This window comes from Bremerella volcania, from assembly GCF_007748115.1.
Lineage (GTDB): Bacteria > Planctomycetota > Planctomycetia > Pirellulales > Pirellulaceae > Bremerella > Bremerella volcania.
Window position 1 is genome coordinate 4578638 of sequence record NZ_CP036289.1, and the last position, 23559, is coordinate 4602196.

General features: G+C 54.8%; 24 protein-coding genes. 11 read left to right on the forward strand and 13 right to left on the reverse strand.

Annotation, left to right across the window (positions count from 1 at the left end; all coding sequences use genetic code 11):
* Positions 1-35: 35 nt before the first annotated feature.
* Entirely contained in the window at positions 36-1016 is a 981-nt protein-coding gene (locus Pan97_RS18150; protein WP_144975005.1) for a sialate O-acetylesterase, read from the forward strand.
* A gap of 390 nt (positions 1017-1406) precedes the next feature.
* Here Pan97_RS18150 and Pan97_RS18155 read toward each other — a convergent pair whose 3' ends face one another.
* Together Pan97_RS18155 and Pan97_RS18160 are read right to left on the reverse strand one after the other, a co-directional pair.
* Positions 1407-1790: a hypothetical protein gene (locus Pan97_RS18155; RefSeq protein ID WP_144975007.1), complete on the reverse strand. Its 384-nt coding sequence runs from the start codon at positions 1788-1790 to the stop codon at positions 1407-1409.
* Positions 1791-2114: 324 nt separating this feature from the next.
* A complete protein-coding gene (locus Pan97_RS18160) occupies positions 2115-3374 on the reverse strand; it encodes a hypothetical protein (RefSeq protein WP_144975009.1) in 1260 nt (419 codons plus the stop codon).
* A gap of 185 nt (positions 3375-3559) precedes the next feature.
* On the opposite strand from Pan97_RS18160, the gene Pan97_RS18165 reads away from it, so the two are divergent.
* From Pan97_RS18165 to Pan97_RS18185, 5 genes are all read left to right on the forward strand, one after another.
* Positions 3560-3787 carry a FeoA family protein gene (locus Pan97_RS18165; protein WP_144975011.1) on the forward strand — a complete coding sequence of 76 codons (228 nt, stop codon included), beginning with the start codon at positions 3560-3562 and terminating at the stop codon, positions 3785-3787.
* A gap of 5 nt (positions 3788-3792) precedes the next feature.
* On the forward strand, positions 3793-4017 hold the full coding sequence (locus Pan97_RS18170; protein ID WP_144975013.1) for a FeoA family protein: 225 nt from the start codon (positions 3793-3795) through the stop codon (positions 4015-4017).
* A gap of 94 nt (positions 4018-4111) precedes the next feature.
* Positions 4112-6328, forward strand: coding sequence for a ferrous iron transport protein B (feoB, locus tag Pan97_RS18175; RefSeq protein WP_144975016.1), 2217 nt, complete (start codon positions 4112-4114; stop codon positions 6326-6328).
* 67 nt (positions 6329-6395) lie between these two features.
* Positions 6396-6629 (forward strand): FeoB-associated Cys-rich membrane protein, encoded by a 234-nt coding sequence (locus Pan97_RS18180; protein WP_144975018.1) that lies wholly within the window; start codon positions 6396-6398, stop codon positions 6627-6629.
* Between the two features lie 44 nt (positions 6630-6673).
* Positions 6674-7585 (forward strand): aminotransferase class IV, encoded by a 912-nt coding sequence (locus Pan97_RS18185; RefSeq protein ID WP_144975020.1) that lies wholly within the window; start codon positions 6674-6676, stop codon positions 7583-7585.
* A 167-nt stretch (positions 7586-7752) separates the two neighbouring features.
* Here the strand turns inward: Pan97_RS18185 and Pan97_RS18190 are convergent, their stop codons facing one another.
* From Pan97_RS18190 to Pan97_RS18200, 3 genes are all read right to left on the reverse strand, one after another.
* Entirely contained in the window at positions 7753-8982 is a 1230-nt protein-coding gene (locus tag Pan97_RS18190) for a HEAT repeat domain-containing protein (protein ID WP_144975022.1), read from the reverse strand.
* 141 nt (positions 8983-9123) lie between these two features.
* Positions 9124-9552, reverse strand: a complete 429-nt coding sequence (locus tag Pan97_RS18195) for an acyl-CoA thioesterase (RefSeq protein ID WP_144975024.1) — start codon at positions 9550-9552, stop codon at positions 9124-9126.
* Between the two features lie 15 nt (positions 9553-9567).
* Positions 9568-10158, reverse strand: coding sequence for an HAD family hydrolase (locus tag Pan97_RS18200; protein WP_144975026.1), 591 nt, complete (start codon positions 10156-10158; stop codon positions 9568-9570).
* 179 nt (positions 10159-10337) lie between these two features.
* Here Pan97_RS18200 and Pan97_RS18205 point away from each other — a divergent pair, with 179 nt between their 5' ends.
* Both Pan97_RS18205 and Pan97_RS18210 read left to right on the forward strand, forming a co-directional pair.
* A complete protein-coding gene (locus tag Pan97_RS18205) occupies positions 10338-11594 on the forward strand; it encodes a PQQ-binding-like beta-propeller repeat protein (RefSeq protein ID WP_144975028.1) in 1257 nt (418 codons plus the stop codon).
* A 54-nt stretch (positions 11595-11648) separates the two neighbouring features.
* The gene (locus Pan97_RS18210) at positions 11649-12995 is read left to right on the forward strand and encodes a Trx7/PDZ domain-containing (seleno)protein (RefSeq protein ID WP_144975030.1); all 1347 of its coding nucleotides are present in this window, start codon (positions 11649-11651) and stop codon (positions 12993-12995) included.
* A gap of 84 nt (positions 12996-13079) precedes the next feature.
* On the opposite strand, the gene Pan97_RS18215 is transcribed toward Pan97_RS18210, so the two are convergent.
* The 5 genes from Pan97_RS18215 to Pan97_RS18235 all read right to left on the reverse strand — a co-directional run bounded on the left by Pan97_RS18215 (position 13080) and on the right by Pan97_RS18235 (position 18119).
* A complete protein-coding gene (locus tag Pan97_RS18215; protein WP_144975032.1) occupies positions 13080-14066 on the reverse strand; it encodes a hypothetical protein in 987 nt (328 codons plus the stop codon).
* Between the two features lie 376 nt (positions 14067-14442).
* Positions 14443-15093 carry a 3-keto-disaccharide hydrolase gene (locus Pan97_RS18220; protein WP_144975034.1) on the reverse strand — a complete coding sequence of 217 codons (651 nt, stop codon included), beginning with the start codon at positions 15091-15093 and terminating at the stop codon, positions 14443-14445.
* 179 nt (positions 15094-15272) lie between these two features.
* Positions 15273-15497 carry a hypothetical protein gene (locus tag Pan97_RS18225; RefSeq protein WP_144975036.1) on the reverse strand — a complete coding sequence of 75 codons (225 nt, stop codon included), beginning with the start codon at positions 15495-15497 and terminating at the stop codon, positions 15273-15275.
* Positions 15498-16071: 574 nt separating this feature from the next.
* Positions 16072-17154, reverse strand: coding sequence for a PA0069 family radical SAM protein (locus Pan97_RS18230; protein ID WP_144975038.1), 1083 nt, complete (start codon positions 17152-17154; stop codon positions 16072-16074).
* Positions 17155-17231: 77 nt separating this feature from the next.
* Positions 17232-18119, reverse strand: a complete 888-nt coding sequence (locus Pan97_RS18235) for an SMP-30/gluconolactonase/LRE family protein (protein WP_144975040.1) — start codon at positions 18117-18119, stop codon at positions 17232-17234.
* Positions 18120-18271: 152 nt separating this feature from the next.
* Between Pan97_RS18235 and Pan97_RS18240 the strand changes: the two genes are divergently transcribed.
* The gene (locus Pan97_RS18240) at positions 18272-19255 is read left to right on the forward strand and encodes a 3'(2'),5'-bisphosphate nucleotidase (RefSeq protein ID WP_144975042.1); all 984 of its coding nucleotides are present in this window, start codon (positions 18272-18274) and stop codon (positions 19253-19255) included.
* A gap of 24 nt (positions 19256-19279) precedes the next feature.
* On the opposite strand, the gene Pan97_RS18245 is transcribed toward Pan97_RS18240, so the two are convergent.
* The 3 genes from Pan97_RS18245 to Pan97_RS18255 form a co-directional block, all read right to left on the reverse strand.
* Positions 19280-19621: a Rieske (2Fe-2S) protein gene (locus Pan97_RS18245; protein ID WP_144975044.1), complete on the reverse strand. Its 342-nt coding sequence runs from the start codon at positions 19619-19621 to the stop codon at positions 19280-19282.
* A gap of 15 nt (positions 19622-19636) precedes the next feature.
* Complete coding sequence (locus tag Pan97_RS18250; protein WP_315861149.1) at positions 19637-20695, reverse strand: 3-deoxy-7-phosphoheptulonate synthase; 1059 nt, start codon at positions 20693-20695, stop codon at positions 19637-19639.
* Between the two features lie 147 nt (positions 20696-20842).
* On the reverse strand, positions 20843-21334 hold the full coding sequence (locus Pan97_RS18255; RefSeq protein WP_144975048.1) for a hypothetical protein: 492 nt from the start codon (positions 21332-21334) through the stop codon (positions 20843-20845).
* Positions 21335-21414: 80 nt separating this feature from the next.
* Between Pan97_RS18255 and Pan97_RS18260 the strand changes: the two genes are divergently transcribed.
* Together Pan97_RS18260 and Pan97_RS18265 are read left to right on the forward strand one after the other, a co-directional pair.
* Complete coding sequence (locus Pan97_RS18260; RefSeq protein WP_144975050.1) at positions 21415-22800, forward strand: ATP-binding protein; 1386 nt, start codon at positions 21415-21417, stop codon at positions 22798-22800.
* Between the two features lie 97 nt (positions 22801-22897).
* Positions 22898-23431 carry a response regulator transcription factor gene (locus Pan97_RS18265; RefSeq protein ID WP_144975052.1) on the forward strand — a complete coding sequence of 178 codons (534 nt, stop codon included), beginning with the start codon at positions 22898-22900 and terminating at the stop codon, positions 23429-23431.
* Positions 23432-23559 lie beyond the last annotated feature (128 nt).

The following is a 23559-nucleotide window of genomic DNA, read 5'->3' on the forward strand; positions in this document are numbered from 1 at the left end:
CACCCCTGCTATCTCTTCACACCTCGGAGTTTCCCATGCGTGTCTTTTCGTCGGTTGTCCTGCCAGCGTTCGTCACGATCGCATTGTCCGTCACGGCTTCCGCATCTCAAGCGGCTCCAGTGAAAGTTTTTATCCTGTGCGGCCAATCCAACATGGAGGGAAAAGGGGCGATCAAGCATCTAGAGCAGTTGCTCGCCGACCCAGCCACAGCCAAGGCGTATCAGCACCTGCGTAACGACAACGGCTGGATCGAACGTAACGATGTGTTCATTAAGTACAACGACGACCGCGGCCAAGGCAAACTGGGCCTCGGCTACGGCACGCCGACCAATCGCTTCGGTCCGGAACTTCAGTTTGGTCACGTGGTGGGCAATGCGTTCGATGAGAAGGTGCTGATCATCAAGTGTGCCTGGGGGGGACGAGCGTTGGCGGTCCGCTTTCGTCCGCCGAGTTCCGGCAAGGGAGATTACACCCAGCGAAATCGCGAAACGAAAGAACTCGAACCGCTGCCAGAAGAGACATACGGAGAAGCGTATCGCGATACCATTCGCATCGTGAAGGAGACGCTGGCGGGCATCGACCAGGTGGTTCCCGACTACGATCCGCAGGAAGGTTACGAGTTGTCCGGATTCGTATTCTTTCAAGGCTTCAATGACATCATCGACCAGAAGAAGATGGACGAGTATGGCCAGAACCTGGAAAACCTCGTTCGTGACGTCCGCAAGGACTTGGATGCTCCCAAGCTTCCCTTCGTCATCGGCGAACTGGGGCAGCAAGGGGTCGAACCCGAGAAGAGGTACGCCCAGAAGCACTTTGCATTTCGCAAGATGCAGGAAGATGTTTCCAAGTTGCCTGAATTCACAGGAAACGTCGCCTTCGTCAAAACGAGCCCTTACATCGTGAAGGATGGCGAGTCATTCGACGGCGGCTATCACTACTACGGCCGAGCCGATACGTTCTTCAACATCGGAAACGCATTTGGGGAAGCGATGGTGAAGATGGTGAAATCGAACTGACTTCGCCCACATGTTTCACTGTCGCTCTTGCGTTGGTCAACCGTATGCCACGACACTCCATTTCGATCGGGTTAGACATCGTGCTGCCAATTGTGTTTGGCACGTTGTTCGTCCTGAACATTGTCTTCATGATGGCCGTGCCGTTCGCTTGGATGGCGTTGCTCCACATGCATTCGGATTCACGGCGAGACAAGAAACTCTCGCCGCTTCCGCTGTTTGGTAGCTCAGTGGGTGCATGTATTTTCGGCACGATTGTGTTTTCGGCTGCTTCCTACGAGCCGACGAAAACAAGGCTTCAACACCTAAGCCACGAATTGAGGTTTCCCTCGAAAGATAACGAGCGTGACTCTTCACAACAGGTACAGTTGTGCAATTGAAGAACGCTTTCGCTTACTTATTCAGAAGCGCCCCTTCCAACTCAATCTTCATTCCAGCGTCAAGCAAAGCCGAACACTGAGTCCCCAACAGAGAGCGATAGTCCGGACAAAAACGAGCCAAGCGCTTGCAGGTCTCTTTTTCGGATGACGCAAGGGGAGTCTGAATCCTTGGCCAAGCCTGATTGCCTTGAGCGAGTAAAAACTCATCACTGACACCCAGCCAGCGAATCGATAGATATTCACGAAGCAACGCAAACACTAATAAATCTACTGGATCAGCATCGCCGACAAAAACGACTTCGCGTTTTGATTCTCGCAAGAATGCAACATCGGTAGAAATCGGAAGTCCATAACGGCCAATCACCGCTACCTGCTTTGGCCATGCCGCGACTTGCATGCAACGTTCTGCTTGATGTGGTTTAGTAAGATAAACCGTTGTCATGGCCTTTGCGAAGTCACCCATCCTCAGAGAAGAGTGTTCCTCGGGTAAAATGCAGAATTCACCGTCTTCATGCTTTCGAAACCAAGCTTCGATATCTTCGGCAAGTTTGGAAATAAGAAGGTTCCCTATTTAGTTGGAATCACCTCAAGTCGTCCGTTTCAGCTCTTCGAAAACGAGTTCGCTCTCATTATTACCAATCCCATACCGCCATCAAAAAGAATTGCCCGTATAGATGTGTTTCGCAAAATACTCTAGGAAGCCTCGCAATGAACAAAGAACTCAACGCTCCCCGGCATCCAGCCCCTTAAGCTGGGCTTCGTATTGATTCACTTCTTGAAGCATCTGAGCCACTTCCGCTTTCACGGTTTGCCACTTGGCGTGGGCGGCTTGCGACATTTCGGCCGTGACGATCTCGTCACCCTGCAATAACAACAATCGCTTGTATTCTTCGTGCCGTAAGGCTTCGACCTGCTGGGCTACTTCGAGCTGTTTTCGGGCGTTAGCGAGCCTGGCCGAGAGCGTTTGTCGCTGTTGATCTCGTTTCATGCGGTGCTCGGCATACCACTGAAGCGAGGCTTCCGCCTCGATTACCGGATCAAACTCTTTGATGCCTGCGACGCGCTGCCAGTCCTGGTCGCAGGCCCCTTCAAACGCAGATAGGATTCGATACATGTTCTGGATCGGTAACTTGCCGTCTAGGGTATCTTGAACCAATCCGGCGAGCACTTCGCGGCATGGTTCGTTTTCGTATCGCTGCAAGGCCGACAAGATCAACAGTGGCGGGCTCCCGTGCCCGTGCCGCCGGTATGCCTTGTCCAATAGCGGCACGGCCTCCGGAGGCATGGCATAGTACAAACCGCACGCCGCCGCGGTTGCAACCTCGACATTCTCGTCTTCCAGATTCTTGAGCAGCGTCGGCACACTCTTTTCGCCCCCGTGCATCAAGGCAATCAGACCGATGATCCGATTTTCCAGCTTCGTTTCCTTCTCTAAGATCGAGATCAACGTGTCCGTGCGAAAGGGCTCGCCGGCACGGTAGAGGGCAAAGATACTGGCATACCGCACGGCGGTCGGCTGCGATGCGTCCTCGGCCAGCTCAGGCAGTTCGTTGGCCATTTGATTCTTACGCAGTTCACTCAATACCAGCACCGTCTCGTACGGAAATCGCTGAGGTGGCTTGGCGTCCCCTGAGCCACACAGACTCAGCACTTGCCGAGTCATCCCCGGCTGCAGCCCTTGGGTATCAAAAGGTGCTTCGACATTCGGTCTCAATACGTCGTAGAAAAGGATATGATAGTGGTAGTAAGCTGTATCTTTCCCACCACCAGAGCCGGAAAGCTCGCCACTTTTGCGAATCTGATCGAGCTTCTGAAGCAGCTTTTCTGGCAGGACTGGCCGCTGCTGTCGCTCAGCATCTCTCTGTTCGGCTCGCCGTCGATCGTCCTCTTCGCGGCTCGTGTAGCGAAACGGCTGTTGCCCCGGCAACTCAATGGACATCAGCCCCAAGAGAATCATCGCTATAAAAGCACGTGTATTCATGCTGTTTTCGCTCCGAGATCGGTACTTCTCACCATGAATTGTCCCATGCCAGGCGAGACGAATGAATGAACCATCTGGTTTTCTTTAGTTCCCCGAAATCACGTGGTAACCAGGCACCTTGCCACCGAGGCCCGGCTCAGTTAAGATTTCTCTAATGAGAATTACTCTCAATTAGCAGGCAAGAGATGCTTCCCGATATCCCCTTAAACATGGTTCAGCCTGGGTCCGTAGTGCGGATCTCCCAAGTCGTTGGTGGGCAAGACGATGTGAAACGTATGGCCGAGATGGGCCTTCAGACGGGAACGGAAGTCGAGATGCTTCAGAGCGGCAGTCCTTGCATCGTGCGTGTAGGGCAGGCGAAGCTTTGTTTTCGACAGTCGGACATCTTGAACATTCTGGTCAGTACGGACTAAGCATTATGTCGAAGTTGTCGCAGCTCTCGGTCGGCCAAGAGGCCGTCATCGCCTCGATCGATGCCTCCAGCGTGGCAGCCGTGCGACTGATGGAAATGGGGATGACCCCTGGCTGTAGCGTCAAAATGATTGGCTCGGCCCCCTTTGGTGATCCCTTGGAGGTGGAGATTCGCGGTTACCACCTGAGCCTGCGTAAGACGGAAGCCGACTTGGTGGAACTCGTGAGTTAATTCAGCAGCAAATATCGTCCTCGCCTTTCTGCCCGTTACCCAGCGCGACGTTTCTCGGATTCCTACAAGCAGCCAACCCCAATAAGCCCACTGAATGTCTGTCGACGCCCCTGCTCGAACGTTAAACGTCGCCCTGGTCGGAAACCCCAACACCGGCAAGTCGACCCTCTTTAACGCCTTGTCCGGTATCCGTCAAAAAACGGGCAACTACCCCGGCGTGACCGTCGAAAAGAAGCATGGTTCGTTTACGCACAAAGGTCAGAAGGTCGAATTGATCGACCTGCCAGGCACCTACAGCCTCGCCCCACGTTCGCCCGATGAAATGGTGACGGTCGACGTCCTGCTTGGCCGGCAAGCCAACGAAACCAAGCCTAACGCCGTGATGGTGATTGTGGATGCCAGCAATCTCGAGCGCAACTTGTACATCGTCAGCCAGGTCAAGGAACTCGGCCTGCCTACCGTAGTGGCCCTGAACATGGGGGACATCGCCAGGGACAAAGGGATCTCGGTCGATGTTATTCAGTTGTCGCAACGACTTGGCGTGCCAATCGTCGCCACCCAGGCCAACCGTCGCGGAGGCCTCGACCAGCTGCGCGACACGATTGTCTCGCTGCTGGATAGCGACTCTATCCCGGTCGAAAGTCCTTTCCCGGAAGAGTTTCGCGACAAGGTTGGCCAACTGCATGCCAAACTTCAGGAGCATGACGAACAATCGACTCGCTATTTGGCGGAACGTCTATTGCTGGACACGAGCGGCTACCTCGAAAAGGAACTCACCAGCGGCGGGAAGGAACTTCACAACTGGATTGTCGAGTCCCGTAATCAACTTGCTGAATTGGGCCAGCCGGTGCCGGCGATCGAAGCCATCTCTCGATATAAGTGGGTGCAAGAGGTCCTCGATGGGATCGTCACGCGGGAAGCAACCCGCAAAGTTACGCTCTCGGATCGCATCGATCGAATCCTGACCAATCGAATCGGCGGGACGATCTTCTTTATCTTCATCATGACCCTTATGTTCCAGGCCGTTTTTAGCGACCTGGTCGCAGGGAATCTGATGGGTTACATCGAAGGTTTCTTTGAAATCATCGCTGGCTTTGTCGATGCCAGCCTGGCCGATGGAGCCCTTAAGTCGCTGCTGATCGATGGCGTGATCGCGGGCGTCGGTGGTGTGCTGGTATTCCTGCCACAGATTTGTATTCTGTTCTTCTTCATCGCCATCCTGGAAGATTGCGGATACCTGGCCCGGGCAGCCTACTTAATGGATCGCTTGTTCAGCAAGATTGGGCTGAGTGGGAAGTCCTTTATCCCGCTGCTTTCCAGTTTCGCTTGTGCGATTCCTGGGATCATGGCGGCACGCGTGATCGAGAACCGTCGCGATCGCCTGATCACCATCCTGGTCGCGCCGCTGATGAGCTGTAGCGCACGCATGCCGGTCTATGTGCTGCTGACCGCGGCATTCATCCCGGATGAAACGATCGGCGGGGTCCTTTCGCTGCATACGCTGGTCATGCTCAGCATGTATCTGCTAGGGATCCTGGCGGCAGTGGGCGTGGCGTTCGTGCTTCGCCGGACGATCCTTCCAGGTGAAACGCCTCCCTTCGTGATGGAACTTCCCAGCTACAAATTTCCGTCGATCTCGGGCGTATTGATGGTGATGGTGGAGAAGGGATGGGCGTTCGTCAAACGCGCCGGGACGCTGATCTTCGCGATGACGGTGATCGTGTGGGCCCTTTCCTACTTCCCACGCGACGAAGAGGCCGCCACGGCCCCATTTGCCGAAGAAATCGCTCAGCTGGAAACTCAACTGGAAAGTGCCAGCGATGAGGAAGCCGCCCAAATCGAACATCGCCTGGCGGAAATCAACAACCAGATCGACGGCGAACTGCTTCGCGGCAGTTTCCTCGGCATGGCCGGGCATTGGATCGAGCCAGTTGTCAGGCCGCTGGGTTGGGACTGGAAGATCGGCAGCGCTGCGATCGCCTCGTTCCCGGCACGTGAGGTGATCATCAGTACGATGGGGGTCCTCTACAACTTGGGTGGTGAAGAAGACGAAGAGTCCGCCCCACTTCGCGAAACGATCAAGGAAGCCAAATGGGCCGGCACGGACGAAAACGTGTTTAACATTCCAGTCGCCTTGTCGATCATGGTCTTCTTCGCCCTATGTGCCCAATGTGCCGCTACGCTGGCCGTGATCAAACGAGAAACCAACAGTTGGCGATGGCCCATTTTCACATTCGTCTACATGACCGTACTCGCCTACGTGGGTGCCATGATCACCTACCAGGTCTCGGCATTGGTGTTTTTGAGTTAGTTCTCAGTTTGAAGTGAGAAGTTGACTTTCCCAGGCGATCCGTAAGGATTGGACCAAGGAGTTTCCCATGTGGCAGAACCTGATTGTATTGGTCATCGTTGGCTCGGCCGCCAGTTACATTGGCTGGATCATCTTTCGCGGCATTCAGGGCGCTGCCGGATCATGCGGAGGCGGCTGCGGATCTGGTTGCGGTGCCAAGTCTCAGCCAGACAATCTCATTCAGCTGACGTCTACGCCACAACAAGAAGACTCGGCAACTTCCCCCGACCAGTCATCTACGGTAAGCTCGACTCGATCATAACGACGATCGACGTCATCGCTTTCCCTCTTTGAAAGGACACGCCTGTGGCTCAGCCGATCGCTTATTGGGAAGGAACCTGGATTCCGCGCAGTGAGTTGACGATTCCCTTGAACGATGCTGGGTTTCAATTGGGAACGACCGTCGCGGAGCAGTGCCGCACTTTCAATGGCAAGGTCTTTCGCCTGGATCAGCATCTCGATCGACTTTGGAGAAGCCTGGAGATCGTTGACGTCCAGTCGTCTGAGTCGCGTGAATCGCTGGTCGATGTGATTCATCAAATCATCGAGCATAACTATCCCTTGCTGCCCGCTGGTGCGGACCTGGGACTTACGATCTTCATCACGCCAGGCTCGATGGATCAGCTCTATCATCCCCATAAAACCGGCCGCCTGGCCGTGCATACGCAAATGGTGGCGTTCGATGCGTTTGCTAGTTTGTACGAAGAAGGTCAATCGCTTTTCGTTCCTAAGACACGCCAAACTCCGGTCGAATGCTGGCCACGGGAATTGAAGGTCCGCTCACGCGTACACTATTACCTGGCCGACCTGGAAGCCAAGAAACAAGACCCCGCCGCGAGAGCAGTGCTTCTAGACCAGGACGGCTACGTGATGGAAGCCACCACCGCCAACATCGCCAAGTATCATCCCGATACGGGTCTCGAACTTCCACCTGCCGACCTGGTGTTGCCAGGCATCAGCATCGCTACACTCGAGAAGCTGGCCGACGAACTGGCCATTCCGGTAACGCATCGGCAACTAACGCCTGAAGACTTCGCGACGGCCGATGAAGTCCTGCTCACCAGCACGTCGCCATGTATCGTGCCGTGCAACCAATGGAACGGTAAGCCGATTAGCGTGGGCAAGCCTGGGCCGATCTTCAAGCGATTGATTTCTGCCTGGGAAGAAATGGTGGGGGTCGACATCCGCAAACAGGCCGAGCGTTTCGCGAAGAAGTAATCCGCGACTAGAGCGGTTCCAATTCATCTGTAGCGTCTTTGGCTGGCTGCGGCCGCGCCGGACTTCGTTGACCTGCATCGGCGAATCTAGAGGATTCGCCTGCTTCGGTCGCCTTGTCCAGCTTGCCTCGCCGACGCCCAGGACGCTACATCTAACTTGGAAACGCTCTAATCTCGGCGGAGATCGACGTTCAGCGGCATCTTCTTATTGGCGTACCAGGTCTTCCAGGCCATCTCGTCGAATTGATAGTCGACTTCCTCTTCGAGGACCTGTTTCAATGCCACGCGCACTCCCTGGTTCTTGAGATCTTGCTCGATGATCTTCGGCTTTTCCTGACCAAACGACATCCCACCGCCGCCGGTGCTATCGAACGCGGCGTTCGTACGGCCCGGCTGCGTTCCACGCGTCACTTGAAACTTGTGCGTGGTCACCAGGGCATCCATCAGAGGAAGAATACTGGCGGGGTGCTTCAGTCGTCCTAAGACAATCGCAGCCCGATTGACGACCGTATTGTCCGAACTCTTGAGCTGTCCGATGAGATAACTCACCGCAACCTGATTATCTCGCTGCTCGAGCCCGATGGTGGCTCGGTCACGGAGTGAATCGTTGGGATCGTTCGCGGCCAGTTGCACCAAGGCCATCGTGGTTTGCGGCGTTTTGATGTTCGACAAGGCTTCCACCAGAAGTTCTCGCACGGCGGGGTGGGTTTCATCTTCCAGCAATTCAATCACGGCCAGCCCCGCGTTGGGATCGGTGACCTTTCGCAGTTCCTGGGCAGCCTCCTGCGCCTTGTCACCACCACGCTTGAGCCACGATCGCCAAATGCGAACCTGCTTCCGCCATTCGACCTGCTGATCTTCGATGCTGCGATCGTTCTCGGTCATCTTGATGTCTTGCGGAAACCGCCAACGCCCACCGTCACGTACGTAACCTTGCTTGCGCATCCAGTCGTCGCGAATGATCCACTTGTTTTGAAAGCGTTCGTAGCCGAGCGCCTTGCGTGCTTCGAGGTTGTCGGGCTCGCGTTTCAGAATCTCGTTGTAGTGGTAATCGCGTTTCTCTGGCAGGTTGTTTTGATCGCACCACTTGGCCATCTGAAATTGGCCTTCAATGGTGTCTGGCATGCGAGGAAGGAACTGCTCGTATTGTTTTAGCTGGGCCGAGAACGCGACAACCTCGCGAACGGTCGTTCGTCCGAGAATAAGTGTTCCGCTGTCAGTCTGAACCTGATACGTCGATCGCGGTGATTCATCCGGATTCAGGAGAGTCCCTTCGATCGTTCCACCACTGGTCAAATGAAAGATCTCGGCCTGAGCAACCGCGCAGCTGCCCGCGCCAATCATCGCAGCGATGATCAGGGATTTGCATAGCGATTTGAGGTGACTCTGGCTCGGCACCGGCAAATTCCAGGGGAAAAATGGCGAAGAAAAACCTATCTCTAAGTATACGAACCGCTTAGCTTCGGTTCCAAGAATTGGCCGCAGAAATCAGAAAATGCGGATTGTAGGCATCATGCCGGGGGTACCCAACACGAAAACCTACGACGTTTGGGCCATGGGACCGGACTTGAACGCCTCGATGACCTCTTGGGGGACGCGTGCCGGCATCCTTTTTTCCAGGTCGACAAATGCCCAATTCGTTTGCGCGACGGCGAGTATTTTTTGATCTCGCATACGAAGAATCTCATACTTGCGGACGCACGATGCCCGGCGGAATGAATCGACCCAGGTGACGACCTCAAGCTGGTCGTTCTCAAACGCCGGGTAGCGGTACTCGATTTGATGGGCCCGGACAACCCAACTGCAACCTAACTTGCCGTACTCGTCATGCCCCCACCCTTTTTCCAGGGAATGAGCCACGGCAGCATCTTGCATCCACTTCAAGTAGACGAGGTTGTTGACGTGCCCCTGAAGGTCGATGTCGTCGGTTACGACATCGATTTTGTGATGATAGATATTGGTAAGCATGAATTCTAAAAGCAACTAAGCCCCGGCCGTGATCCGTCGCGGGGTGTGAAACTCTCGGACATCGATCACGTGCATTCCGGCCGCCTGACCGGCTTCGATTCCGAGTTGAGCATCTTCGTAGACGCAGCACTTTTCAGGAGCAACCCCCAGTCGCGTCGCCGCTTCTAGGAAGACGTCCGGAAACGGCTTATGACGCTTGGTATCTTCCGAGCAAACGAACGCCTGGAAATAGTCGGCGATTTCCAACTGGTCCAGAATTCGCTCCATCACCCACCGCATGGCCCCAGTGGCAACCGCCATCGGGACTTTGCCGTGATTGAGTCGAACGACTTCCAGAACCGGCTCGATCGGTCCGACTTCCGAGATCAAATCGACGAAGGCGTTCTCTTTTTCGTGAGCACATTCGGCCGCATTGAGCGTTTTGCCTTGTTCCTCGGCCAAAATATTGAATATGCGTTCGGTCGGAACTCCCCCCAGCGAATAGAAGCGATCTTCCGAAAACTCCAGCCCATGCTTCTGCGTGATCTTTCGCCACGACAAATAGTGGGCTGGCATCGTATCGGCCAGGGTGCCATCCAAGTCAAAAATGTAGCCTTCAAATTCCACCGGAATGCCTCTTTATGGTGCGGAATTGCGTCTTCTCCGTTCCCGCTATTGTAGATGCTATGTCCGCTGAATGAAGGGCATTTGAGTTGACTCAGCTAGAGCATGGTGACGATAATGTGGCTTCCCGCCGCCTAGCGCAATGATCCTCCCCGCTCTAACCTCGTTAAGGGTATTGCTGAATGCGTCTGCCGTTTTACCTTTCTTTCTGCCTGACACTGCTTTCGTGGAATACTCTGTCGGCTGATATCAACTGGCCAGAGTTTCGCGGCTCGGATGGGAATGGAGCCAACTTTTCGGCCGAAGTTCCCACCGACTTGAGCGATCCCCAGAATATCGCCTGGAAGGCGGAACCACACGGCAAGGGCTGGTCGTCCCCCGTCGTCTGGGGAGATCAACTGTGGATCACGACCGCCACGGAAGATGGCAAACAACAGTACGCGCTCTGTTACGACCGAAACACGGGCGAGAAGAAGTTCGACCTGTTGCTCTTCGAGAACGAAGAAGTCGACGAAGCGCACATGACCAACAGCTACGCTTCGTGCACCCCGGCAATCGAAGAAGGCCGCATCTATGTTCACTTCGGCCGATACGGCACGGCCTGCCTCGACACGAAGACGGGAAAGAAACTCTGGGAGCGGCGTGACCTTCCTTGCGATCATCACCGGGGTCCGGCATCTTCCCCCGTCATTGACGACAAGAACATGTATGTTGCCTTCGACGGGTTCGATGTGCAGTACGTTGTCGCCCTGGATAAAGAGACCGGCAAGACCGTTTGGAAGACCGATCGCAACATCAAATACAACACCGACAACGGTGACTGGATGAAGGCCTATGGAACTGGCCTGCTGATCGAACATGCCGGACGTCGACAGCTGATCTATCCCAGCGCCTATGCGACGCAATCGTTCGATCCCGAGACGGGTGATATCCTATGGAGCATACAGCACGGAGGCATGAATGCGGCCATTCGCCCGATCTATCGTCACGGGCTGGTCTATGTATTCCCTGGCCATGGCAAGAACCTGCTGGTGGCCGTTGATCCATCGGGCAGCGGAGACGTCACGGCAAGCCACGTGAAGTGGAGTGCCGGCAAAGGGGTGCCGCTGCGTCCTGGTCCTGTGTTTATCGAAGACAAAATCTACATGCTGGATGACGACGGAGTCGTCTCTTGCCGCGATGCGAAATCAGGAGATGTCGATTGGATCAAACGGATCGGTGGCAATTACCGTGCCTCGCTCGTCTGCGCTGGTGAAAACCTATACGCATTTACCGACGACGGACACGCGACCGTGTTCAAAGCTTCGCCTGAGGAGTATATCGAGATCAGCCAGGCCGACTTCCCGTCGGGATTTCAGGCATCTGGCGTTCCCCTGGACGACTCACTCTACTTGAGAAGCGTCAAGGGACTTTACTGCTTTCGCAAGCCCAAGCCGTAGCTGGCTACTTTTCGATTTCAAATTCCTTTTCGTCTTGTCCCTGGGAGCCCCTAGATGAATCTCATCTCACGTTTCGCTTGCGCGCTGGTAATCGGTCTTATTTGCGGATTACCTCTGTTGGCGGAAGACGGAAAACTGACACGCGAAGAAAAGGTATTAGGGGACCGCCAGAAGGTCCTATCCGATGGCTATTGGATCTACAACGGATTTGAAGAAGGGATCAAGCAGGCCCAAGAAACGGGAAAACCAATGCTGGTCGTGTTGCGCTGCATTCCCTGCGAAGAGTGCGTCAAGCTCGACGAAGAAATCATGGAAAAGGACCCCGTCCTGAGGCCGCTGCTCGACCAATACGTTCGCGTGCGGATCGTTGGCACCAATGGGCTCGACTTGGATCTGTTTCAGTACGACTACGACCAATCCTTTGCCGTCTTTCTAATGAACGCCGACAAGACGATCTATGGCCGCTTCGGTACGCGTTCGCACCGCACCGACTGGACGAGCGATGTATCGATTGAAGGCCTAGCTAAGGCACTCGATGCAGGGCTGAAGCTGCACGCAAACTACCCCAACAATAAAGCCTTCTTCATTGGTAAACATGGCGACAAGCCGCTGTACGCCTCGCCTGAAAAGTTCCCTTCTTTGAAAGACAAATACACCGATACGCTGAACTACGAAGGGGACGTCGTCAAAAGCTGCATTCATTGCCACCAGATTGGAGACGCCCAGAAGGCCGTTTTCCGCGACCGCGGGAAGGCAATTCCCGACGAGTACCTCTTTCCGTACCCACATCCCAAGGCGATTGGGATGATTATCGATCCGAGCGAAATGAATACGCTGAAAGAGGTCACTGCCGGTTCGATCGCCGAGAAGGCTGGCCTTTTAGCCGGCGATCGCGTATTTGCGTTGAACGGACAAGTCATCCTGTCGATTGCCGACATCCAGTGGGTGCTGCATCATGCGAAGGACGAGGACGTCGTCCACGCGGCGATTGTCCGCGGCGAGAAACGTATCTTGAAATCGATCGAACTTCCCAGTGGCTGGCGGCAGCAGGACGACCTTTCCTGGCGTGTGGGTGCCTGGCCCATGCGGGCGATGGTTCTTGGCGGGATGGGTCTTGAAGAAGCCACCCAGGAACAACGTGAACGCATCGGAATTACCGATCCCAACAAGATGGCCCTGCGTGTTCGTTACGTGGGTCGCTACAACAAACATGCATTGGCCAAGAACACTGGGTTCCGGGTTGATGACATCGTGGTTGGTTTCGATGGACGTGACGACCTGATGCGCGAGACCGACGTGTTGGCCTACGGCGCCCAAAACTGCATGCCAGACGAAAAGGTGAAGATCGATTTCTTTCGAGGCAAAAAGCCTATGTCGCTTACTTTGAAAATGCAGAACTAAGGGTGAGCGCATAAAAATGGGCCCCGCAAAGAATTCACTTCGCGGGGCCTTTTCATGCAGGACTGTCCCTCAGCCGACTAGCGACTAATTCCCCGCACCAATTGCGGCACCGATACCAGCACCGATTTGGGCGCCTTCCTGACCGCCAATGGCTCCACCAATGCCGGCTCCGATACCCGCGCCACGGCGGACGTCTGGATCGGCATATCGGCGATCGTACGTGCGACGACCACCGTCGAAGTAATATCGACCGTCATTGTCGTAATAGTACTGACGACCGTTGTCGTAGTAGAACCGCATGCCGTCATTATCGCGGTAGTAGTAACCGTTATTGTAAGGGTTTCCGCGATAACCGGTCGTGCGACGTGGCTGGTAGTTATCGTACCAGCTACCACCGTGACCATAGCCAGGTCCGTGGTAATGGACCCATCCACCGTTACGGTAAACCATCCAGGTGTTGGCCGGAGTCCAGTACCACCAGACACCATTCTGGTTCTTGAAACGCCAGCGAGCGGTTCGGTCGTTGTCTCGGCGATCGCGGTCGAAATCACGACCATCACGATCAAAGGCATCGCGGTCGCGCATACGTCTGTCGGCATCCACACGACCGTCGGCGTTTAGCCTCGCGTCGGCGTCGAGTCGCGAGTTGGCATCGACGCGTGCGTCGGCACCCACACGGTTATCGACTTCAGCGTCTACGCTGGCATCGACATCGGCCTGAGCCGGTGCGGCAGGGACATCGTCGTTTAGGTTCGGCGCGTTAGCGTCAATCGACGAATCCACTTGAGCCTCGGCGGAACCTTCGATCGAATCCGTCAGACCTTTCGTTGGTGCTGCTGGCGTGGTCGGCGGTGTCGCCTGACCGGCTGCTTCCACGCCTGCCTCAGCACCGGCATCCGCTGCGCCCTGAGCGCCAGCGGTGGCTTGGCCTGCGGCTTCTACCGCACCACCAGCCGTGTCACCTGCGGCCTCGACAGTCCCACCCAAATCCTGGGCTTTCAACGATCCAGCAAGGGCCAATCCCGTCGCCGCGACCAAACCTAGAATCCAATTTCTGGACGAAAACTTCATTTCAATTTCCTTTCTCGTGAGAAGGGGTCGTTTCATCTTCGTGAACGCATAGGTACTCACACCGTTGCGAACGCATTGAGGAATCGCCATCCGCGAGCGGACGGTGATCATTCACGAATTGATTGGAAATTCATATTGGCAACAGGCATGCCAATCTGCCCGACACCTTGATGAAAACTTCGTTTGACGGTGGGCTTTTGGCTTATATTCCCACAATTCCCTGGAATATTCCGTAATTCCGTCAAAAGGCGAGCCCTGCTCGTTCGGCCTGTCATTGGTCGTGTGGCAGTCATGGTGGCATTTCCCAGTTCAACGAAAAAAGGCCGCTCCAGATGGAACGGCCTTCTCATGATTTGGCTACGAATTTACGGCAAAACTAGTCGTCGAGCTTCTTCAACTTGATGTTCTTCCATTGCACCGTGTAGGGACCTTGGTCTTTGCCAATGCCATGAACTTGCAGACCAATGAAACCTTTTGGATGCGTCTTGTAAATCTCTTCGTCGGTCAGATCTTCGATGGGCTCGCCGTTGATCCAAGTTTGGATGCGTGGGCCATTGGCAACGACACGGTAGTGATTCCACTCCCCGTTTTTAAAGTGCGGATGCTTCTTGAGGCGTTCTTCAGGAGTCAACCAACCACGACCGGTTGCTTCACCATAGATGTAGCCAGCTTCAGCAGGACCAGATTCGATTTCTACCTGAGGTCCGTTCACGCGACCTTCGTTGGTATTGCCTTTGGTTTGGGAGCGGATCTGCACGCCTGAGTTCAGCCGGTCGTGAACCTTGACGTCGAACTCGAGTTCAAAGTCGCCGTATTCTTCGTCGGTGCAAAGGAACGAGTTGGGGCTACCGGTTTTGGTCGTACCGAGAACCGTGCCGTCCTTCACTTCATAGGTCGCAGTGCCGTTCTTCTGCGTCCAGCCGGTGAGGTCTTTGCCGTTGAACAGTTCGATCCAACCTTCTTCGGCCTGAACCGTTGCCGTGAAACAGAACAGCAACAGACTGAGCATGAGCCACGATTTTCGCATGGGTAGGAAACTCCTAAGTTGAGAGAGTGGATGGGGTTTGGAGAGGGATGCTTATTATCCTTGCCCTTTCTACCAGCTTCAACCAAGCGCACTGCAATTGCACGTAAAAAGCCCCTTTTCCAGGTCGAAACCAGGAAAAGGGGCCGCTCGTGAGTCAAACTTTCACTTGGTAGAGAGCCCTAATTGCTGCAGCAGGCGGCAACTGCGTCGCAGCATGCCTGGCCTTCTTCACAGCAACTGGGCTTATCGCCCTGGCAGCAAGCCTCCTGCGTTTCACAGCAAGCCAGCCCCAGTGTGCAGCAGTCGGCCTGAGAAGCCGAAGATGCCGCGGAACCGGGAACAGTCAATGCTCCGAAACCAAGAGCCAGTGCCAACAACGAACCTAGTGCAAATTTAGTGATCATAGTCACGTCCTTAATCTTCAAATGTCAATGGATTGAAATGTGTCATGGTGATCAGCGCGGCGCGTACCTTGGGCGTACATTGATCTAGAACTAGCAAAAAAATGGCGGACGACAGAGCGTCGTTAACAGCGCCAGACACACTTCAGAACGTGAATCGGAACTTGGGGATTTCTATTCCACGTAGGCACGCTCAGCGTGCGAACAGAATGACCCGCGAATGTTCGCGATGCCAAAAGATCGACGATGAGAACAGCCGTCGGTGGGTCAACGACCAGACCTCGAATTTCATTGGTAACCGGTTGAATCTGGCAGCGGCAGTCCGAACTGACCGGACCATGATGTTGCGGCGTTGTATTCGCATTTTCGGCGTGACAACACGATGCAACAGGAGTAGCCTCAAAAACATTCGCTGCCGCACAATGCATACGACACCACCCTGGCCCAATTGCCAACAGCGTGGCGAGGACGAGAATCAGGGTTGGTTGAAACAAGCGATGCATGTACGTGCGAATCCCCAAAAAAAGACGATGCATTCTTCCCTGTCCAGTACGAAAGTCAAGCCTTCCTGGTTCTCTTAGAACATCCGAAGTTGTGATTTTCCGTTTTCGCCAGGGCCGCGAAAGTGCGATGTGTCTAACGCGATTCTACGCTGCTCCAGACCATAACGACGCTGAAACAAGGAGAATGTCTTAGCGATCGTCGTTGCGATAACACCCTCTCCACGCATCCTCGATCCCCAACGCGAATCGGTAAGTTTTCCCCCGCGACAGGCTTCAATTCGTGAACGAACCCGCTCCGCGTGCTCGGGCAAGTGTTCGTCGAGCCAGGTAACGAAGATCTCTTTTACCGCGTGCGGCAACCGCAGAAGCGTGTACCCTGCGCTAAGTGCTCCTCGTTTGGCTACCGCTTCGAGAATCGCTGGGATCTCGGTATCGTTCAGGCCGGGCACGATGGGCGCGACCATTACATTCACCGGCACTCCGGCCGTGGTCAATTGTTCGACCGCGGTTAGCCGGGCCGCGGGGCTTGAAGTTCGGGGCTCCATCAGCCGCGTTAGTTTCTGATCGAGCGAGGTTATACTCAGATTCACGCAAATCAGGTTGTGCGCGGCCATCTCCGCAATCAAGTCGATATCGCGCAGGACCAATGCATTCTTGGTAATGATCCCGAGCGGTTGCCGTGCTTCGAGTGCGACTTCGAGGCATCCCCGCGTGACCTCAAACTCGCGCTCGGCCGGTTGGTAACAATCGGTCACGCCTGACATGGCGATCACTTCGCTTTTCCAGATTGGTTTGCGAAGGAAATTTCGAAACAGATGCGGGGCATCTCGCTTGACCATAATCTTGGTCTCGAAATCGAGCCCGCTGCTGAAGCCCAGGAACTCGTGATACGGCCGGGCATAGCAATAACTACACCCGTGCGCACAGCCCCGGTAAGGATTCAAACTGTAGGTGAACGGAATATCGGGACTGTCGTTCTTTGTGATGAGCGACTGCGTCACGTCGGCAAAATACTCGGTCGGTACTTTACGAGGGGTGAACTCCTCAGTATCAGATGGATCAAGATGTTCCAGATCGCGCGCAACGCTCAGACGCTCGAATCGATTGGTGGGGTTCTCATTGGTCCCACGTCCCACGGCTTTTCGGGCAGATTCCATTGCCTGGCACCATCGGCATTAAAGATTGATAACGGCACCAGCAAGTATACAAGCGTACACATTTCTTGCAAGTCAAATTAACTAGCGAATGGATAGGTCACCGCCCCACTTACCCCTGGCTGACAAAGGAAGATACCGCCTGCTTGAGGAAATTGCTTGAGTTGCTCGTCGCTTAGGCCTTTGCGTGGCGTGGTGATGTAGAGCTGATCGAGGTTCTCGCCTCCGAAGCAGCAGGAAGTGACGTTCGGACAGGAGATTTCAATCTTCCCGATAAGCTCTCCTGTCTGCGGATTCCAGCGGCATACCGAAGCGCCACCCCACATCCCGGTCCAGAGCATCCCCCCGCTGTCGATCGTCATTCCGTCCGGTTTGCCGATTCCCAGCGACTCGGGAATATCGACCACGGTTCGACGATTGGAAATCTGGCCGGTCTCGATCTCGTAGTCGAATGCGTCAATTTTGCGTGTGGCTGTATCGATGTAATAGAACAACTTATGATCAGGCGACCAGCAAAGTCCGTTACTATTCACCACGCCAGGCACGACCGTTTCGTAATGAAACTGGCTATCAAAGCGGTAACAATTGGCATCGCCTGGAGTGCGAGTGTCCGAGATCGTACCGGCGAACAATCTGCCCTTTGGGTCGCATTTCCCGTCGTTAAAACGGTTAGTATCCGAGTTGGTGTCTGGGTTGGCCACTTTGGTGACCTGGCCTGTCTCAGGATTCAGGCGCACGATTCCCTCGCGTGTGCCGACAATGATGTCCCCTTTTGAGGAGGCAATCGCAAAGCTGCACTCCTTCTCGACGGTCCAGGCCTCGTTGTTGCCAGTTGCTGGATCGAAGCGATTCACCAGGCTGTTCTCGATATCGACCCATAACAGCTTTCCGGTCGCGGCATCCCAGGAAGGACCTTCCCCGAGCGTGGCTTGAATATCGAGGACGCACTGAGCTGTGTATGTCTGCATTGGTTTATCTGCCGGTCAGCTATGGGGTGTTGTGAAATGTCGCTAAGACTTTTTAAAATATGGAGTTGCTTGGTAATCAAGCGGAACCGCCGATCGTAGGCTGACCAGCTGCGATCTGCAAGGACGTCCTTTAGCCCCTAAGTCGCAGCCCCATGGCCGATAGCCACTATACCGAGGAACTTCGCGTCGCCGTCCAGGCCGTCGTTGAAGCCAGCAAGATCTGTCGCCATATTCAGTCGACCGAAGACTTTGCGGAGTTGTCTAAGACCGACCGCAGCCCGGTCACCGTCGCTGACTTCGGCAGTCAGGCCATCGTCTGCAAGGCGATCTCTGAGGCCTTCCCCGACGACCCCATGATCGCCGAAGAAGACTCGGCCGCACTACGATTACCCGATCAGGTTTCGGTTCTTAATCGGGTGGTGAAAGAAGTCGCCAAGGTGGTGCCTGACGCATCACAAGAACAAGTTCTTGCTTGGATCGATCATGGCATCTCGCGCGATCCAGCACCACGGACATGGACCCTCGACCCGATCGACGGTACCAAGGGATTCCTGCGAAACGAACAGTATGCGATTGCATTGGCACTGCTGATCGACGGCCAGGTGAAGGTCGCGGCCCTAGCTTGCCCGAACCTGGGCACGATCGAAAGCGACGAAATCGGCTATCTCTTTACCGCCGTACGGGGTGAAGGTGCCTACGTTTCTTCGCTGTCGGATCCAACCGATCGCACTCGTATTTCCACATCGGGATGCATCATCGGGCGAGACGCACGGTTCTGCGAGTCGGTAGAATCGGGGCACAGTGATCATAGCTGGTCGTCGGAAATCGCTCACGAACTCGGGATCTCGCGTGATTCGGTGCGGCTTGATAGCCAAGCCAAATATGCCGTCGTGGCCCGAGGAGAAGCTGAGATCTATCTGCGTCTACCCACCAAACCTGGCTACGTCGAAAAGATCTGGGACCACGCGGCAGGATCGCTGGTCATCGAAGAAGCTGGCGGAACGGTCACGGACATCCACGGCCATCCTCTCGACTTTTCGCGCGGAGCGCTACTTTCCGAAAACCAGGGCATTATCGCGACTAATGGCCCACTCCACGCGGCAGTGGCCACCGCCATGAAGAATGCGAATTCCTGATAGCGAACCATCCTTCGTCCAACGTTAAATGAGACGTATTGAACTGGGTACGGTTGGCAGTTCGACCAAGACGTGCTCGCCTTCGGTGCGCACGGTGTAGATCTTCGCATGGAATCGCTCGGCATCGGCGTCGAGATACTTCCCATCGGAAAGTCGAAAACGCCAGTGGTGCACCGGGCAAGCAACGACGCCGTCGCAAACGCTTCCCTTCGCGAGGTTGGCCCCGGCATGAGGGCACATCGCATCGATGGCGAAGATACCGTCGTCGGTCTTGAATAACCCAATCCACTGCTGATCCACAATCACCAACCTTCCTCCTTGGTCGGGAAGGTCGATCAGCGTGGCGAGTTGAACGAACTGAGACACGACAGAGCAGTCGCCTTAGGCAGAGACCAGCGACTTGAGACGTTCGTTTGCTTCGAGCAGCAGTTCTTCGGTCTCGTCCCAGCCAATGCACGCATCGGTGATCGAAACGCCATACTCCAGCTTGCTCGGATCATCGGTCAACTTTTGATTGCCCGGCATGAGATTGCTTTCCAGCATCACGCCAGCGATGGCCCGACTTCCGGCCATCCGTTGATCGAGCACATCCCGGAAGACGCCGGCCTGACGGGTGTGATCCTTTAGCGAATTACCGTGGCTGCAATCGACCAACAGGCGAGCCGGCAAATTGCGTTTTTCCAGAGCAGCGATCGCTTCCGCCACCGACTCCCGCGAGTAGTTCGGACCGGATCGCCCGCCACGCAGAATCAAATGCCCCCAAGGATTTCCCTTTGAGTGAACCACGCAGGTGGCTCCTTCCGGGTCGATGCCCAGGAAACTGTGCGGTGCGTTGGAGGACGTCATCGCGTCGAGGGCGATCTGCAAGTCGCCATCGGTGCCATTTTTGAAGCCGATCGGCATCGACAATCCACTGGCCATCTGACGATGCGTGGGAGATTCGGTCGTTCGGGCACCGATCGAGGCCAACGAAATCAGGTCGGCGATGTACTGCGGAGTGATCGGCTCCAGGGCTTCGCTGGCGGCCGGAATGCCCATCTCGGCGAGGGTCAGCAGCAGTTTGCGAGCCAGGCGGTAACCTTCGACCATGTCGAACGTATCGTTCAGGTGCGGATCGTTGATCAGCCCTTTCCATCCGACGGTCGTACGAGGCTTCTCGAAATAAACTCGCATGACGACGAGCATGGTCTCGGAAACTTTATCGGAAAGCTTCTTCAGCCGCGTGCCGTATTCGATGGCCATATCGACATTGTGAATCGAGCACGGGCCCACCACGGCAATCAAGCGATCCTCATCCCCTGCCAAAATCTTTTGGATATGCTGTCGCGAATCGAAAACAAAGTCCTGGGCGGCCTCCGAAATTGGAAACTCACGCTTGATCTCCGTGGGTGGAGCCAGCTTTTCAATTCGGTGAACGTTGATGTTGTCGGTCTGGTGCATGATCCTGCCTACAAGGGCCGCCTAATCGATCGAGGGGAAACCTCTATCATGTCTCAACACCTTCGATTCTCCTAGGCGGCTAGTTGCCAGGGGGAATAAAATTGGGTGCGGATGGATGGATTTTGCCGATTTATACGGGAAAATTCATCATTTCCCGGCTACAACATCCTTGCCGGGGCCCAGCGGCGAGGCCTGCAATTCCTTCAAGAGTTCTTCGGAATGGTAATCCCAGACGCCGCGTGAATTGTCTTCCAGCTTGGCGTAAACTCCGATTTCCGTCAGTTGATGGCTCTCGGGGTCGAACCGAAGTCCATTCTTACGGGCAAATGCCCCCAGCGCGATGGTCATTTCCTGTCCGGCAGGTAGCTCATCCTTGCTGTAGAAGTGAAAAGCATCGTTGAACGTGATCCCGAGGTTGGTCAATGGCCTATCGGATTGATTCTCCACGATCAGTGCCATTTCCGAGTTCACTTCAGCGACGCGAATGACGATCGGAAGTGGGTTATCTGATTTTTTGGGAAGAGAAACCCACAGGAAAATCAGCATTGAGATTGGCAATAGCACCACAACGGCCAAAAAGCAAGTAAGCCCGAATCTCGAAAGCCGAAGTACGTTGGGATCTTGAGCGATTTCGTTCATCAATTAATCTGTCCTCAGGCAGGGATCGCCTTGTTTACTACTATTCTTCGCTTTTAACCCACCAGCCGGCTACCCGCCTCATGCCGCAAACCTCCCATTTTGATAACGGTCCGCATCTTCTGGAAGGGCGTAAGGCTCGGCTTACGATCAATACGGCCTGGCTGATCAAATTGCGGTGGGTGGCAGCATTCGGTCAGTGGATCACCATTGCCACGGCCATGTTTCTGCTGGGTATCGAGATTCGCTGGCAGCCGCTGGCTACAATCATCTTTTTAACCGCCAGCAGTAACTTACTGCTCACCTATTTATTCGAGTCACTCCGCTCGCGCGACCTGAAAAGCCTGACGGCCTGGGAAACGCTGCTCTTCGCGGTGATGTTGATGGACCTGGGTTTTCTGACCGCGATGCTTTACTTTACGGGAGGGATTACCAACCCGTTTGCTGTGTTTTACCTGGTGAATCTGGCCCTGGCGGCGATCGTACTCACCCCGAAAAACACCGGGATCCTGGCTTTGGTAACCGTGGGGTGTATCGGTCTGCTGTTGTTAGTGAGCTACCCATTCCCGTTCTTGGGAAGTTGGCAAATCGAGAATCTCGCGACGAGTACGATCCCTGTCCATGTTCTTCTGGCAGGGACCTCCGTGGCATTGGTAACTTGTGCCATGGTCGTGGTCTACTTCACGACTCGTCTGAATGTCGAGCTACAGCGAAAAGAAGCCAGCTTGCGACTCAACGAGATAAAGCAGGCCCGCAGCGAAAAGCTGGAGGCTTTAGGCACTTTGGCTGCGGGGGCTGCTCACGAACTATCGACCCCTCTGGCCACCATTGCCGTGGTCGCGAAAGAGGTCCAACGGGAACTGGCACAAGTCGAAGTTGCTGCCGAGATTAAAGAAGACATCTCGCTCATTCGCAGTGAACTTGATCGATGTCGGGCGATTCTCGATCAGATGTCAACCGACGCCGGGCAGGCTACGGGAGAACCAATCGTCCGCTTTACGGCAAGCAAGCTCCTGGAAGAAGTCACCGAAAGGTTTGATATCCAGCATAGAAACCGCATTAGTATCGATCACAATATCCCCGAAGTGGAGATAAACGCACCGCTTCACCTCCTTTCCCAGGCCATTCGCGGACTGGTAAAGAATGCCCTCGATGCAACACCGGCAGGGCAGTCAATTCAACTGAATCTTGGCACCACGAAAGATAGCATGATCGTGTCGATCCGAGATCGCGGCATGGGAATGCCACCTCATATTTTGGCTCGCATCGGCGAACCCTTCTTTACCACGAAAGAACCAGGTTCTGGCACCGGGCTGGGCGTGTTCCTGGCGAAAAACGTGGTCGAAAAATTGAACGGGGAGGTCACGATCGACTCGGTTCCAGACCAGGGAACAACGGTAATTGTGCGTATCCCTAGCATCCCGTCGATAAATAATGAAAAAACCCCGCCGAACTCTCGCCGTGACTGATAGGAATTTCCCTCGGTATTTCCTATAGTCATGGTTCTGACGCCGCCATGACTAGTCAGGTCAGTACCTAGCTACGCATTCCGGAATCGGCGAGACCATGACGCGACCTACAATCCTCCTCGTCGATGACGACGATATCTTGCGGAACCGATTGACCCGAGCGTTTTCGTCGCGGGGTTTCGACGTCTACTCCGCCAAGACTAAAGAGGATGCGGTTGCACAAGCCCAAGAGGCTCAACCGGATCGCGCAGTTCTCGACTTGAAGATGCCAGAGACTTCCGGCATTGAAGTTCTCAAAGATCTTCTTAAAGTATCTCCTTTAACACAGGCCGTTATCCTGACGGGATACGGCAGCATTACCAATGCAGTTGAAGCCGTACGGCTGGGTGCGGTTAACTACCTGACCAAGCCCGCCGATGTGGATGAAATATTGGCTGCTTTTGACAACCAAGAATCGGCCGCGCCGGAATCCAACGCCCAAACTTACAACCCACAATCCCTTGCCGAAGCCGAGTGGGAACATATTCACCGGGTCCTGAATGACTGCGGTGGTAACCTCTCGGAAGCGGCGAGATTGCTAGATATCCCTCGGAGAACGCTGCAGCGAAAGCTGAAGAAGCTTGCTCCCTAAGGTGAATTTAATTCACACCCCCCCATTCTAGTGCGACCTATTGTCACGTCGTGCGAAAGTGGTGGTTATTTTACGATTTACACGCGAATAGCTATGAGTTGCAGCTCCTCATCGGATCAAGGCTTATC

Excerpts from the sequence above, each read along its gene's own strand:
- Pan97_RS18150 (WP_144975005.1), top strand. The coding sequence starts at position 36 with ATGCGTGTCTTTTCGTCGGTTGTCCTGCCAGCGTTCGTCACGATCGCA.
- Pan97_RS18155 (WP_144975007.1), bottom strand. The coding sequence starts at position 1,790 with ATGCAAGTCGCGGCATGGCCAAAGCAGGTAGCGGTGATTGGCCGTTAT.
- Pan97_RS18160 (WP_144975009.1), bottom strand. The coding sequence starts at position 3,374 with ATGAATACACGTGCTTTTATAGCGATGATTCTCTTGGGGCTGATGTCC.
- Pan97_RS18165 (WP_144975011.1), top strand. The coding sequence starts at position 3,560 with ATGCTTCCCGATATCCCCTTAAACATGGTTCAGCCTGGGTCCGTAGTG.
- Pan97_RS18170 (WP_144975013.1), top strand. The coding sequence starts at position 3,793 with ATGTCGAAGTTGTCGCAGCTCTCGGTCGGCCAAGAGGCCGTCATCGCC.
- feoB (WP_144975016.1), top strand. The coding sequence starts at position 4,112 with ATGTCTGTCGACGCCCCTGCTCGAACGTTAAACGTCGCCCTGGTCGGA.
- Pan97_RS18180 (WP_144975018.1), top strand. The coding sequence starts at position 6,396 with ATGTGGCAGAACCTGATTGTATTGGTCATCGTTGGCTCGGCCGCCAGT.
- Pan97_RS18195 (WP_144975024.1), bottom strand. The coding sequence starts at position 9,552 with ATGCTTACCAATATCTATCATCACAAAATCGATGTCGTAACCGACGAC.
- Pan97_RS18205 (WP_144975028.1), top strand. The coding sequence starts at position 10,338 with ATGCGTCTGCCGTTTTACCTTTCTTTCTGCCTGACACTGCTTTCGTGG.
- Pan97_RS18210 (WP_144975030.1), top strand. The coding sequence starts at position 11,649 with ATGAATCTCATCTCACGTTTCGCTTGCGCGCTGGTAATCGGTCTTATT.
- Pan97_RS18215 (WP_144975032.1), bottom strand. The coding sequence starts at position 14,066 with ATGAAGTTTTCGTCCAGAAATTGGATTCTAGGTTTGGTCGCGGCGACG.
- Pan97_RS18220 (WP_144975034.1), bottom strand. The coding sequence starts at position 15,093 with ATGCGAAAATCGTGGCTCATGCTCAGTCTGTTGCTGTTCTGTTTCACG.
- Pan97_RS18225 (WP_144975036.1), bottom strand. The coding sequence starts at position 15,497 with ATGATCACTAAATTTGCACTAGGTTCGTTGTTGGCACTGGCTCTTGGT.
- Pan97_RS18230 (WP_144975038.1), bottom strand. The coding sequence starts at position 17,154 with ATGGAATCTGCCCGAAAAGCCGTGGGACGTGGGACCAATGAGAACCCC.
- Pan97_RS18235 (WP_144975040.1), bottom strand. The coding sequence starts at position 18,119 with ATGCAGACATACACAGCTCAGTGCGTCCTCGATATTCAAGCCACGCTC.
- Pan97_RS18240 (WP_144975042.1), top strand. The coding sequence starts at position 18,272 with ATGGCCGATAGCCACTATACCGAGGAACTTCGCGTCGCCGTCCAGGCC.
- Pan97_RS18250 (WP_315861149.1), bottom strand. The coding sequence starts at position 20,695 with ATGCACCAGACCGACAACATCAACGTTCACCGAATTGAAAAGCTGGCT.
- Pan97_RS18255 (WP_144975048.1), bottom strand. The coding sequence starts at position 21,334 with ATGAACGAAATCGCTCAAGATCCCAACGTACTTCGGCTTTCGAGATTC.
- Pan97_RS18260 (WP_144975050.1), top strand. The coding sequence starts at position 21,415 with ATGCCGCAAACCTCCCATTTTGATAACGGTCCGCATCTTCTGGAAGGG.
- Pan97_RS18265 (WP_144975052.1), top strand. The coding sequence starts at position 22,898 with ATGACGCGACCTACAATCCTCCTCGTCGATGACGACGATATCTTGCGG.